This is a genomic window from Streptacidiphilus sp. PAMC 29251 (genome assembly GCF_054208735.2).
Genome location: NZ_CM135725.2, coordinates 1543843 through 1556208, shown reverse-complemented (window position 1 = coordinate 1556208; position 12366 = coordinate 1543843). Strand labels below are relative to the sequence as shown.

The window sequence follows — 12366 nt, the reverse complement described above, 5'->3', positions numbered from 1 at the left end:
GGGGTCAGTCCTGCTGGAGCAGGGCCACCACCGTCCTGCGTGACTCGTCGTCCAGTGCGTAGGGGGCGTAGAGAGTGAAGCGGTCGATGATGTCGGCGAAGCGGCGGCGGACCTCCTTGGCGCAGTCCTCGGGGGTTCCCACCACGGCGAACTCGTGCAGCATCTCGTCGTCGACCAGGCCTGCCATCACCTCCCACTCGCCGAGCCGGGACAGCCGGTGCAGCTCGGTGTGCAGCTCGCCCCAGCCGTGCAGGTCCAGCACCGCCCGGTAGGCCGGGGTCGCGGCGTAGAAGGCCAGTCGCTTGCGGACCGCGGCGACCGCGGCGGCGATCTCTCCGTCCGTGCGCCCGGTGGCGACCAGTCCCGGCAGCGAGAGGGTGAACTGCTCCCGACCGCGCCCGTTCCGCTGCAGCACGGAGCCGACCCGGGGGACGGTCACCTCGCGCAGATAGCGCCCGGTGGTCAGCGGGTGCACCAGCATGCCGTCCGCCACCTCGGCCGCTACCTCGGTCATCTGCCGGCCGACCGCCGCGATCAGGACCGGCGGGGCGCCGAAGGGGTTGGGCGCGGGCTGGAACATCGGCGTCATCAGCGTGTGCTGGTAGAACTCGCCGCGGAAGTCCAGCGGTTCCCCGTCGTTCCAGCAGGCCCAGATCGCGCGCAGCGCCAGCACGAACTCCCGCATCCTGGCGGCCGGCGCGGACCAGGGCATGCTGAACCGTCGCTCGATGTGCGGTTTGATCTGCGAGCCGAGACCGAGCATGAACCGCCCGCCGCTGAAGGCGTGCAGGTCGTTGGCCATGGTGGCGACCGTCATCGGATTGCGGGCGAAGGCCACCGCGATCCCGGTCCCGATCTGCAGCCGCTCCGAGTGCTCGGCGGCCAGCAGCAGCGGCAGGAACGGGTCGCGTCCCAGCTCGGAGGTCCACACCCCGTCGTAGCCCAGGCCTTCTGCGGCCGCGACCTGGCCCGCGATGCCGGCGAAGTCGGCGACATCGGTGCCGTCCATCCCGCCGCCGAGATCCCCGTCGATCCTCATGACCGCTCCCCGCTTTCGGTGCTGTTGGTGCTGCCAGTGCTGTCGGTGTACCAGCCGCGGACGATGCGCTTGAGCAGTTTGCCGGTGGGCGTCCGCGGCAGCTCCTCGACGAAGTCGACCCGCTTGGGGGCCTTGAAGTGGGCGATCCTGGCCCGGACGAAGTCCAGCAGCTCCTGTTCCAGCTCCGGACCCGGTTCGGCGCCGGGGGCGGCCTGGACCACGGCTCTGACCTGCTCGCCCATCTCCGGGTCGGGGACGCCGATCACCGCGACGTCCAGCACCTTCGGGTGCAGGGTGAGCACGTTCTCGACCTCCTGGGGTAGATGTTCACCCCACCGGAGATGATCATGAAGGCTCTGCGGTCGGTCAGGTAGAGGTAGCCGTCGGCGTCCAACCGGCCCACGTCGCCGGTGGTGGCCCAGTTGGGGTGGCGGGGATGCTGCGCGGCGCGGGTCCGGTCCGGGTCGTTGTGGTAGGCGAAGGGCATCGACTCGCGCTCGAAGTAGACCAACCCGACCTCGCCGGTGGGCAGTTCGCGGCCGTCCTCGGTGTCGTCGTCGCAGATGTGCAGCACGCCCAGGCCCGCCCGTCCCACCGTGCCCGGCCGGTCCGCCCACTCGCCCGGTCCGACCAGGGTGATCCCGGCCGCCTCGGTGGCGGCGTAGTACTCGTGGAGGATCGGCCCCCACCAGTCGAGCATCGCCTGTTTCACCTCCACCGGGCACGGGGCGGCGGCGTGGATCGCCACCCCGAGGCTGGACAGGTCGAAGCGCTCGCGGTCCGCCTGGGGGAGCTTGAGCATGCGCACGAACATGGTCGGCACCCACTGGCTGTGGGTGACCCGGTACCGCTCGATCAGTTCGAGCACGGTGCGGGCGTCGAAGCGCGGCATCACCACCACGGTGCCGCCGGTGGCGTGCACGATCGCCCCGAACCGCAGCGGAGCGGCGTGGTAGAGCGGGGCGGGGGAGAGGTAGACGGTCTCGTCGGTGAAGCCGTAGAGCTTTCCGAAGACCGCGACCAGGGTGTCGCCCGGCTCGTTCACCTGGCGCGGCGGCAGCGGCGCGCGGACGCCCTTGGGGAGCCCGGTGGTGCCCGAGGAGTACTGCATGTCCGCGCCGCAGGGCTGGTCCTCGAACGGCACGGGGGACGAGGCGGCCAGCGCCTGCTCGTAGTCCTCGAACCCCTCGATCGCGCCGCCGAAGGCGAGCCGGACCTCCAGGCCGGGGGCCCGCTCGGCGATCTCCCGCGCCACCGCGGCATGGGCGGCGGAGGCGATCAGGACCCTGGCTCCGCAGTCGCCCACGATGTAGAGGATCTCGTCGGCGGAGAGATGGTGGTTGATCGCGGTCAGGTAGAGGCCGCTGCGCAGCGCGGCCCAGTGCGCCTCGTGGTAGCGCGGACTGTTCTCGGACAGCAGGGTGACCGAGTCGCCCGGGCGCAGCCCGCGCTGGTGCAGCAGCCGGGCCAAGCGGACCGAGCGTTCCTCCAACTGCGCGTAGCTGAGGCTCTCCCCGGTATCGGACATGATCACTGCTGGCTTGTCGGGGTCTTCGCGGCGTACGTCCCGGGATACACGGATCCTCCTACGCGACTCTCCTGCGGGGACCGCACACGGATGGTGCTTCGGGGTGGCGGCAGGCGCCAGCATGGCGGAGGCGGTCGTCACCGTCAACACGTTAGTTAATACTCATTCACTATCATTCGCTGAGATGCCAAGATGTATGGCGATGACCTGCGCCTTTCGTGTCGCTAGTGATTCCATGGTCACTAAGTTGGAGAGCAGTCATCTAGTGGATTAATATCGAGTCCTAGAGTTAATGGCGGGAGAGGGCAGCACGTGTCAGAGAACGCGCCGCTGAGGCGGCCGGTAAGGATCGGAAACTGCTCGGGCTTCTACGGCGACCGCCTCGCGGCGGCACGCGAGATGCTCCAGGGTCCGCTCGACGTGCTCACGGGCGACTACCTCGCTGAGCTGACGATGCTGATCCTGTGGAAGGCACGCCGCAAGGACCCGAGGGCGGGTTATGCGACCACCTTCCTCCGGCAGATGGAGGATGTGCTGGGCACCTGCCTGGAGCGCGGAGTCAAAGTGGTCGCCAACGCCGGAGGGCTGAACCCGGCCGGGCTCGCCGCCGAACTGGAGGAGCTGGCCCGCACGCTCGGGCTGAGCGCCCGCATCGCCCATGTCAGCGGTGACGACCTGCTTGACCGCGTACCCGAACTCCAGGCGGCGGGAAACCAGTTGGAGAACCTGGACACCGGGCTGCCGCTGGCGAAAGCCGGCCTGCCGGTGGTCACCGCGAACGCCTACCTGGGCGGCTGGGGCATCGCCGACGCGCTGGCCGCGGGCGCCGACATCGTGGTCTGCCCGCGGGTCACCGACGCCAGCCTGGTGGTCGGCCCGGCCGCCTGGTGGCACGGCTGGCGCCGGGACGACTGGGACCAGCTGGCCGGTGCGGTGGCGGCAGGGCACGTCATCGAGTGCGGCCCGCAGGCGACCGGAGGCAACTACTCCTTCCTGGAGGAGATCACCGACCGCCGCTACCCCGGCTTCCCGCTCGCCGAGGTCGCCGCCGACGGCAGCTCGGTGATCACCAAGCAGGACGGAACCGGGGGCCTGGTCTCCACCGGCACGGTCACCGCCCAGCTGCTGTACGAGATCGGCGAACCCGCCTACCTCAATCCGGACGTCACCACGCACTTCGACACCGTGCGACTGGAGCAGGTCGGCCCCGCGCGGGTGTCGCTCAGCGGGACGAAGGGCAGCCCGCCGCCGACCACCCTGAAGGTCGCGCTCAATATGCTCGGCGGCTACCGCAACACCATGACCATGGTGCTGACCGGCCTGGACATCGAGGAGAAGGCCGCCCACGCCCAGGCGCTGCTCTTCGGCCAGCTCGGCGGCGCCGAGCAGTTCGACGAGGTGGACGTGCGGCTGCTGCGCTTCGACCGGCCCGACGCCGAGACCAACGAACAGGCCACCGCGCATCTGCGGATCACCGTCAAGGACCAGGACGAGCGCACGGTGGGCCGCGCCTTCTCCGGCGTCACCTGGGAACTCGCCCTGGGCGGCTACGCCGGCTTCCACACCACCACCCCGCCGACGCCCGCCAGCGCGTTCGGGGTCTACTGGCCCACCCTGGTCCCGGCCGAGACGGTCACCCAGCGGGTCCACCTGTGGGACGGCTCCAGCGTCACCGTCCCGCACACCCCGGGCGTCGATGCGACCGCGACCCACCGGACGGCGCCCGCGCCGTCGTGGCCCGGCCCGGCAGGCCAGGCCGGCCCGGTCCCGACGGTCTTGGTGCCGCTGGGTCGGCTGTGCGGGGCGCGCTCGGGGGACAAGGGCGGCAATGCCAACGTCGGCCTGTGGACCCGCACCGAGCAGGAGTACGCCTGGCTGCGCCAGGAACTCACCGTCGACCGGCTGCGCCAACTGCTTCCGGAGGCCCGGGAGCTGCAGGTGCGGCGCTATGAGCTGCCCAATCTGCGGGCGTTGAACTTCGTGGTCGTCGGCCTGCTCGCACCCGGTGTGGCAGGCACCGCCCGTCCGGACGCCCAGGCCAAGGGCCTGGGCGAATACCTGAGATCGCGCACCGTGTCGGCCCCGGCCGCGCTGGTGGCCGGCGCGCAGTCCTGACCGCGGGCGGTGGGGCCGGCCTGCCCGGCCGGGGGTGAGTGAATACTCACTCCCGCCAGGAGGGCACCCTGCGTTCGAGGAACGCGTGGATGCCCTCCTGGGCCTCGGCCGTGGCGAACAGCCGCGCCGACAGTGCCGTCATCTCGGCTCCGTGGGCGGCCAGTTGGCGTCGGGTGGCCGCGGTGAGCAGCAGCTTGGTCTCCGCGGAGCCCTGCGGTGAGGTCTGCCGGACCTGGTCCAGGACGGCGGCCACCGCCGCGTCCAGTTCATCGGCCGAAGCAGCCAGGGTGATCAGGCCGCAGGCCGCGGCGGCGGCGCTGTCGAAGGTCTCGCCGGTCAGGTAGTAGCGGGAGGCCGCCCGCGACTGCATCCGGTCCAGTGTGGTCAGCGAGATGATGGCCGGGGCCACCCCGACCCGTGCCTCGGTGAATGCGAAGGTCGCGGCGTCCGAGGCGATGGCGATGTCGCAGGCGCCGACGATGCCCATGCCGCCGGCCCGGACATGTCCGTTGACGCGTGCCAGTACTGGTTTGGGCAGCTCGACCACGGCTCGCAGCAGATCCGTGACCCGGGCGGTGTCCTGCGCCATGGATCCGCTGCCGGCCTCGGACAGGTCGGCGCCGGCGCAGAACACCTTGCCGGTGTGGGTGAGCACCACCGCCCGCACGGCCGGGTCCTTGCCGGCGGCGTCCAGGTGCTGGGCCAGCTCCTGCATCAGCTGCCGGGACAGGGCGTTGCGGTTGTGTGGGGAGTCGAGCGTGATCGTGGCGACCTGGTCGGTCACCGCGCAGTGGACGAGTTCGGTCATGGCCGGCTCCTGGTCGTGACGGGTGAGAAGTCCTAGCCGATGCTGCCGATGTCGCCGAGGTGCCCGCGGACATCCCGCAGCACGTCGGTCACCTGCAGCGACAGCGCGTCGCTGACGCCGGCCAGGCCGTAGCCGGAGCCGGCCAGCGACGCGGTGGCCTGGTCGAGCAGTTCCTGCCCGGCCGGGGTCAGCGTGGCCAGGATGGTGCGCCGATCGGTGGGGTGCGGCTGGCGGCGCAGCAGGCCGCGCTTCTCCAACTGGTCCAGGGCGAGGGTCACCGTGGTCGGATGGATCATCAGATGCCGACTGAGCTGGCCCAGCGGCCGGGTGCCCTCGCGGGACAGCATGAGCGTGGTCATCAGCAGGTACCCGGTACGGGTGAGGCCGTGGGCGCGCAGGGTCGAGTCCAGTGCCGCGCACATGGCCTGATGGGTGCGCAGCAGGGCGACCATGGCGGTGAACTTGTCCGGTTCGGGCTGGTCATGGGCGATCCACTGCTGCCGGGACCAGTCGACGGGGTCGTTCTCGGCACTCATGCGTGTCGGTGTCCTTCGCGTAGGAGTCGGGCCCGGGTGAGCGTAGCAGCGCAGCCCAGGATGTGCTCCACGGTTCGATACTAGAGTACTAGAGTAATTGTGTTTCAGTGGAGTGACCCGTCGAAAGGACACCAGGTGACCGTCCACCCCGTCGCCCCCTCCGCCCCCTCCGCCGGGCCCGCCCCCTCCGCCGGGCCCGGGTGGACGCTGCACGGCGTCGAATCCGTGGCCCCCGGCGTCTGGAGGATCCCGCTGCCGCTGCCCGACGACGGGCTGAAGGCGGTCAATGTCTACGCCCTGCTCGACGGAACCCGGCTCACGCTGATCGACGCGGGGTGGGCGCTGACCGAGGCGCGTACCGCGCTGGCGGCCGCCCTGCGGCAGATCGGGGCGGGGCTGGCCGACATAGGCCGGGTGCTGGTCACCCATGTGCACCGCGACCACTACACCGCCGCCGTGGCGCTGCGGCGCCAGTTCGGGACCCGGATCCACCTCGGCGAGGGCGAGCAGCGCACCATCGACCTGGTCACCAGGCCCACCCATCCCGGTCTCGCGGCGCAGTTCGCCGTGCTCGCCGAGCACGGCGCCCAACCCGTCCTGGGCGCGCTGCGCGGGGTGGGGCTGGCCGCGGAGGCGGCCGACAGCGGCTACGAGGCCCCGGACGCGTGGATCGCGGGCGGCCAGGTGTTCACGGTCGGCGGGCGTGAACTGGAGGCGGTCCCCACGCCGGGCCACACCCGTGGGCATGTGGTCTTCGCCGACCGTGCCGCGGGCCTGCTCTTCGCCGGCGACCATGTGCTGCCGCACATCACTCCCTCGATCGCCTTCGAGGCCGATCCGCCGGTCATGGCGTTGCGCGACTATCTGGACTCGCTGGTGCTGGTGCGCAGAATGCCGGACATGACGCTGCTCCCCGCGCACGGCCCGGCCGGCGACCGGGTGCACGCCAGGGTCGACGCGCTGCTGGCCCACCACGCCCAACGGCTGGGCGAGATCGCCGCACAGTTGCGCCCGACCCCACGCACCGCGTTCGAGGTCGCCTCGCGGCTCGGCTGGACCTCGCGGGGCCGCCGACTGGCCGAACTGGACCCGTTCAACCAGATGTTGGCCGTATGCGAAACGGTGCTGCACCTGGATCTGCTGGTGGCCCAGGGCGGCGCCCGCGCGGGCGAGTCGGGAGGCGTGCGCGAGTACGTACGTGTGCCGGAGGGATGGACAGGAGGTTAATCTAGTGCTCTAGTATCTGGCGCTGGACTAAATGTTCACGCGGTCGTCACGCCACCGGAATTCCGTGCGCCGACGAGCGACCGCCATCCCGTCACGGCCATCGCCAGCGGACATGTCTCCAAGGAGACTCGAATGCCGACCTACACCATGCACGACACCCCCGCTGTGGGCGATCCCGACCGGGCGCGCGCAGCCGACTATCTCGCTGCGGGCCACTGGCAGGACAAGCCGCTCACCGCCTACCTCGACGAGGCCGCGCAGACCACACCGGAGCGGCTGTACGTGACCGACGGGGTGCGCAGCCTGACCTACGCCGAGTTCCGCGGCGAGGCCTACCGGCTGGCCGCGGGCCTGCGCCGACTCGGCGTCCGCCCCGGGGACCGGGTCGCGGTGCAACTGCCCAACTGGGCCGAGTTCGCCGTGGCCTACTTGGCCCTGGCCCGGATCGGCGCGGTGCTGGTCCCGATCATGCCGATCTACCGGCGCAACGAAGTGCAGTTCGTCCTCGACAACAGCGGCGCGGTGCTGGCGATCACCAGCGGGGTGTTCCGCGGGTTCGACCACCAGGCGATGTACGCCGAACTGCGCGAGGTGTGCCCCGCGCTGCGCCAGGTGGTCGTGGTTCGCGCGGACAAAACAGCCGAAGGCGTGCTGGCCTATGCGGAGCTGGCCCGTCCGGGGAGCGACCAAATGCCGGACCCCTCCGAACTGGGCAGCCCGGCCGCGCCGGACGCCCCGCATGTGATCGTCTACACCTCCGGGACCGAGTCCCGGCCCAAGGGCTGTTGCCACACCTGGTACACCATCGGCTACTCCGCCCGTGGCCTGGCCGGCGACGTGCTGAAGCTGACGCCAGACGACGTGATGTTCATGCCCTCGCCGGTCACCCACAGCACCGGGCTGGTGATCGGGGTCGGCGTGCCGCTGATCGCGGGCGCGTCGGTGCACCTGCTCGACGTGTGGGAGCCGGGGGAGGGGCTGCGCCGGATCAAGGAGTACGGGTGCACGGTCACCGCCACCGCCACCCCCTTCGTGCGCATGCTGCTGGACGCCTTCGACCCCGAGCAGCACGATGTGTCGTCCATGCGGGCGTGGCTGTGCGCCGGTGCACCGATACCCCCGGCCATGGTGACCGAGGCCGCCAGCCGCCTGCCCGCCTGCCGACTGCTGCCGCTGTGGGGCTGCTCCGAGGTGATGGCCGGCACCACCTGCCGTCTTGAGGATCCGCTGAGCACCACCGTCAGCTCCGACGGCAGAGCAGCCATCGACGGCATCGAGGTCAGGATCGCCGCCTTCGGCGGAACCGAGGCCCCGCTCGGCGAGGAGGGCGAACTGCTCTACCGCGGCCCGGGGCTGATGCGCGGCTACTGGGAAAATCCGCAGCGCACGGCCGCCGCCATCGACGACGACGGCTGGTACCACACCTCCGACCTGGCCCGGATGAGCGAGGGCGGCTATGTCCGCATCAGCGGCCGCACCAAGGACATCATCATCCGCGGCGGCACCAACATCAGCGCCCGCGAGATCGAGGACCTGCTGATCACCCACCCCAAGGTGCGGGCCGCCTCGGCCGTCGCCATTCCCGACGAACGCCTGGGCGAGCGGATGTTCCTGTTCGTGGTCGCCTCCGCCGAGGGTGTGCCGACGCTGGCCGAACTGGTGGACTTCCTGCGCCACGACAAGCAGATCGCCACCCACAAACTGCCCGAGGGCTTCGCCGTGGTCGACGAACTGCCGCTGACCGCCACCGGCAAGATCCAGAAGTTCCAACTGCGGCAGCTCGCCGCCAAACTCGCCGCCCAGGCGTAACCCCACCCACCCCGAGGAGGATCCCCATGAGCACCACTCCCCGTGCCTCCGCCGACCTGGACGCGCAACTGCGGGCCGGCGAACAGGCCCTGTTCGACCGCTACGAACTCAAGCACACCGAACGGCAGGTCGTCCTCAAGGATCCCGCCGTGCAGGTGCGGCTGCTGGAGTTCGGCACCGACACCAGCCGGCCCCCGGTGCTGCTGCTGCACGGCATCGCCTCGGTCACCGCGCTGGCCGCGCCGCTGCTGCCGTACCTGACCGGCAACCGGCGCGTGATCGCCGTCGACTGGCCCGGCCACGGACTGTCCGGTCCGCTGAAGCTGCGCCGCGACGCCGTGGTGCGCAACCATGCGACCGCGGTGCTGACCGGCCTGCTGGACGCGCTGGAGCTGGAGACGGTCGACCTGGTCGGGCATTCCATGGGCGGCCAGTTCAGCCTCTACTTCACCCTGGACGCACCCGAGCGGGTTCGCCGCCTGGTCCTGCTCGGCGCCCCCGGCGCCGGTCTGGCCGAGGTCAGGCCCGCGCCGGTGATGCGGGTGGCGGCCGTCCCCGGCCTGGGTCGGGCCATGCTGCGGGTGCCGCTGCCAGAGGCTGTCTACGTCAAGAACAACGAGGCGTTGATCGGCGCCGGAGCGCTGGAGGCCTACCCGGACGAGATCGGCCGGATCGGCTACCTGGCCGCGCGGCGACCCGGCTTCGCCCGCAGCGTCGCCAGCTTCTTCCGCGCCTTCATCACCCCCTGGGGGGTACGGGCCGCCGTGCCGGTGAGCCACGCCGAACTGGCCACGCTCAGCCGGCCGACACTGCTGCTGTGGGGCGACCAGGACCTCTTCCTGACCCCGGCGACTGCCCGTCCCTCGCTGGACGCGCTGCCCGAGCAGGCGACCGTGATCCAGGTCCCCGGCGGCCACGCTCCGTGGCTGGACGCGCTGGAGACCTGCGGCAACGAAGCAGCGCGTTTCCTCGACACCGACTGACCATCTGACTCACCGTCAAAACTGACCGGCCATCAGCCGGGCACTGCCCGCACCCCGCTCCCTCGTCAGCACGCCGTGACCCGGTGTGGCGATGGCGCACGCCCCGAGCACCTCTGCTCACCCCTCGAACCGAGAGCAGGACCCTCCCATGCGAAGATCCGTCATCCTTCTGACCTCCGGCGCCGTGCTGCTGGCGGTGGCCTCCCCGGTCACCCGTTTCGCGGTACTGCCGGCACTGCGTCAGGTTCCCTCCGACCTGAACCTCACCGAGCACTACAGCGGCACCGCGGACCTGCTCAACTCGGCCGCCCTGGCCAGCGGCGACCAGGCGCACATCTTCCTGACCAATGTGCCGGTCACCGGCACCCAGTTGGTGAAGGTCACCTCGACCCACGGCTCCACCGCCGTGATGAGCGACAGGACCACCGTGGCCGGCGCCGACGGCAAGGCGTTGTTCGGCTCCGCCTACAACTGGGCCGTGAACCGGGTCGACCTGACCGCGGCCACGCCGCCGGCCGGCGTCAAGGCCGACGCCCACACCGGTCTGGTCGTGGGCTTCCCGCTGCAGCCCAAGGCCGTCGACTACCCGTTCTGGGACACCAGCACCCAGACCACGACCACCGCGAAGTACACCAGGACCGAGAAGCTCAACGGCCGCGACTCCTACGTCTACACCATCCACGCCGCCGGTCCGGTCAAGGATCCGGGGACGTTGGCCGGTCTGCCCAAGGCACTGCCCAAGGCGACCGTGGGCGCGTTGGCCGCCACCCAGCCGGCCGCGGCTCAGCAGGCGCTGGCCCCGGCGCTGCCGGGACTGCCCGCACTGGCGCCGCTGAGCTACGACGCCACCACGGACATCACCACCGTCGTCGACACCGCCACCGGCTATCTGCTGGACCTCACCCAGAAGCAGACGGTACGCGCGGACGTGGCCGGCCCGAGCGGCGCGGTGCCGTTGGTCCCGGTGCTCTCGCTCGACATCCACTCCACCGACGGCTCGGTGGCCGACAACGCCCACACCGCCGCCGGTGACGCCTCCGCGCTGAACCTGCTGGGGGTGGTGGCGCCGATCGGCCTGGCCGTGCTGGCGCTGCTGCTCGCGCTCGCGGCGGTCCTGGTCGCGAGGCGCCCCCGCCGCACCGCGACCCCGGAGCCGACACCGGAATCCGCGGCGGAGTCGATCCCGGCGGAGTAACAACCCGGAGTGACAACCAGCCTTCGTCCAGCCGGAAATGGGACTTCCGGCCGGACGGACGGGGGCACGGTGCGGTGCGGCTTCGCAGCCCGCACCGTGCCCCCGAACCCCCACCAGTCCCCTGTGCAAGGCCTCCAAGGAGGGCATCCATGCGCACCACCCTGCGCCGCTCGGCCGTCGTCACCACCATGGCCCTGGCTGCTGCTTTCGCCGTCTCGCCCGGGATCGCCTCGGCGTCCACCCCCAACTACCCCGTCAACTGGAGCACGCTGGGCGCGGTCGCCTCCGGCGTCACCTTCAACGTCGCCCCGCCCGGCGCCAACCAGTGGAACTGCCGGCCGAGCGCGGCGCACCCGGACCCGGTCGTGCTGGTGCACGGCTTCGTCGCCAACCAGAACATCGCCTGGCAGGCGATCGCCCCCTCGCTGGCGAACCAGGGCTACTGCGTCTACTCGCTCACCTACGGCCAGACCTGGTACACCGGGAATCTGGGCGGGATCGACGACCTCAACACCTCCGAGAAGCAGTTGGCCTCCTTCGTGTCCAAGGTCCTGGCGTCCACCGGCGCGGCCAAGGTGGACCTGGTGGCGCACTCCGAGGGCGGGAACCTCTCCCGCCTCTACATCAAGGACGGCGGCGCGTCCAAGGTCGACGACTACGTCGCGCTCGCTCCGGTGAACATGGGGCCGCCGTCGCTCAGCGGCCTGGTCACGCTCGCGGGGGAGATCCCCGGAGCGCTGCCGCTGATCGGCGTGGTGGCCCCGGCCATCGGCCAACTCACCAGCCAGAGCTGGTTCACCGCGCTCAACTCCCCGTCCGCCACCGTGCCCGGCATCACCTACACCGACATCGCCAGCACCCACGACGAGGCGGTCACCCCGTACACGCTGGCCTTCCTGCCGGCCGCCGCCAACGTCACCAACATCACCCTCCAGTCCCTGTGCCCCGACGACGGGGTCGGCCACCTCGGCCTGCCCTACGACAGCACCGCGCTCGCCCTGGTCGAGAACAGCCTCGACCCGGCGCACCCGCAGCCGGTCCCCTGCACCTCGGGCTTCCCGCTGTAACCCAGGACGGCCGAACAGTCATCCTCCGGGCACCTATACTCTAGCGATAGAGTATAGGT

Annotated in this window: 11 protein-coding genes; 6 read left to right on the top strand and 5 right to left on the bottom strand. The window is 71.0% G+C overall.

The window, feature by feature from the left end; genetic code table 11:
- Nucleotides 1-4: 4 nt before the first annotated feature.
- From ACXKR8_RS07375 to ACXKR8_RS07365, 3 genes are read right to left on the bottom strand one after another with little or no spacing between them, the layout of a single operon-like run.
- Complete coding sequence (locus tag ACXKR8_RS07375) at nt 5-1039, bottom strand: LLM class F420-dependent oxidoreductase (RefSeq protein ID WP_458272085.1); 1035 nt, start codon at nt 1037-1039, stop codon at nt 5-7.
- Nucleotides 1036-1341: an AMP-binding enzyme gene (locus tag ACXKR8_RS07370; protein WP_462100383.1), complete on the bottom strand. Its 306-nt coding sequence runs from the start codon at nt 1339-1341 to the stop codon at nt 1036-1038. Before ACXKR8_RS07370 ends, ACXKR8_RS07375 begins: the two co-directional genes overlap by 4 nt.
- Nucleotides 1302-2567: an AMP-binding protein gene (locus ACXKR8_RS07365; protein ID WP_462100382.1), complete on the bottom strand. Its 1266-nt coding sequence runs from the start codon at nt 2565-2567 to the stop codon at nt 1302-1304. Before ACXKR8_RS07365 ends, ACXKR8_RS07370 begins: the two co-directional genes overlap by 40 nt.
- Nucleotides 2568-2879: 312 nt before the next feature.
- Between ACXKR8_RS07365 and ACXKR8_RS07360 the strand changes: the two genes are divergently transcribed.
- Nucleotides 2880-4682 (top strand): acyclic terpene utilization AtuA family protein, encoded by a 1803-nt coding sequence (locus ACXKR8_RS07360; RefSeq protein ID WP_458272083.1) that lies wholly within the window; start codon nt 2880-2882, stop codon nt 4680-4682.
- 46 nt (nt 4683-4728) lie between these two features.
- On the opposite strand, the gene ACXKR8_RS07355 is transcribed toward ACXKR8_RS07360, so the two are convergent.
- A complete protein-coding gene (locus ACXKR8_RS07355) occupies nt 4729-5490 on the bottom strand; it encodes an enoyl-CoA hydratase family protein (protein ID WP_458272082.1) in 762 nt (253 codons plus the stop codon).
- A gap of 32 nt (nt 5491-5522) precedes the next feature.
- Nucleotides 5523-6026 (bottom strand): MarR family winged helix-turn-helix transcriptional regulator, encoded by a 504-nt coding sequence (locus ACXKR8_RS07350; RefSeq protein ID WP_458272081.1) that lies wholly within the window; start codon nt 6024-6026, stop codon nt 5523-5525.
- Between the two features lie 135 nt (nt 6027-6161).
- Between ACXKR8_RS07350 and ACXKR8_RS07345 the strand changes: the two genes are divergently transcribed.
- The 5 genes from ACXKR8_RS07345 (at nt 6162) to ACXKR8_RS07325 (ending at nt 12307) form a co-directional block, all read left to right on the top strand.
- The gene (locus ACXKR8_RS07345; RefSeq protein WP_458272080.1) at nt 6162-7253 is read left to right on the top strand and encodes an MBL fold metallo-hydrolase; all 1092 of its coding nucleotides are present in this window, start codon (nt 6162-6164) and stop codon (nt 7251-7253) included.
- A gap of 132 nt (nt 7254-7385) precedes the next feature.
- On the top strand, nt 7386-9062 hold the full coding sequence (locus tag ACXKR8_RS07340) for an AMP-binding protein (protein WP_458272079.1): 1677 nt from the start codon (nt 7386-7388) through the stop codon (nt 9060-9062).
- Nucleotides 9063-9088: 26 nt separating this feature from the next.
- Nucleotides 9089-10045 (top strand): alpha/beta fold hydrolase, encoded by a 957-nt coding sequence (locus ACXKR8_RS07335; RefSeq protein ID WP_458272078.1) that lies wholly within the window; start codon nt 9089-9091, stop codon nt 10043-10045.
- Nucleotides 10046-10193: 148 nt separating this feature from the next.
- Nucleotides 10194-11240 carry a porin PorA family protein gene (locus tag ACXKR8_RS07330; protein WP_458272077.1) on the top strand — a complete coding sequence of 349 codons (1047 nt, stop codon included), beginning with the start codon at nt 10194-10196 and terminating at the stop codon, nt 11238-11240.
- Between the two features lie 149 nt (nt 11241-11389).
- Complete coding sequence (locus tag ACXKR8_RS07325; RefSeq protein WP_458272076.1) at nt 11390-12307, top strand: esterase/lipase family protein; 918 nt, start codon at nt 11390-11392, stop codon at nt 12305-12307.
- Nucleotides 12308-12366: the final 59 nt, after the last annotated feature.

Excerpts from the sequence above, each read along its gene's own strand:
- ACXKR8_RS07375 (WP_458272085.1), bottom strand. The coding sequence starts at position 1,039 with ATGAGGATCGACGGGGATCTCGGCGGCGGGATGGACGGCACCGATGTC.
- ACXKR8_RS07365 (WP_462100382.1), bottom strand. The coding sequence starts at position 2,567 with ATGTCCGATACCGGGGAGAGCCTCAGCTACGCGCAGTTGGAGGAACGC.
- ACXKR8_RS07355 (WP_458272082.1), bottom strand. The coding sequence starts at position 5,490 with ATGACCGAACTCGTCCACTGCGCGGTGACCGACCAGGTCGCCACGATC.
- ACXKR8_RS07350 (WP_458272081.1), bottom strand. The coding sequence starts at position 6,026 with ATGAGTGCCGAGAACGACCCCGTCGACTGGTCCCGGCAGCAGTGGATC.
- ACXKR8_RS07340 (WP_458272079.1), top strand. The coding sequence starts at position 7,386 with ATGCCGACCTACACCATGCACGACACCCCCGCTGTGGGCGATCCCGAC.
- ACXKR8_RS07335 (WP_458272078.1), top strand. The coding sequence starts at position 9,089 with ATGAGCACCACTCCCCGTGCCTCCGCCGACCTGGACGCGCAACTGCGG.
- ACXKR8_RS07330 (WP_458272077.1), top strand. The coding sequence starts at position 10,194 with ATGCGAAGATCCGTCATCCTTCTGACCTCCGGCGCCGTGCTGCTGGCG.
- ACXKR8_RS07325 (WP_458272076.1), top strand. The coding sequence starts at position 11,390 with ATGCGCACCACCCTGCGCCGCTCGGCCGTCGTCACCACCATGGCCCTG.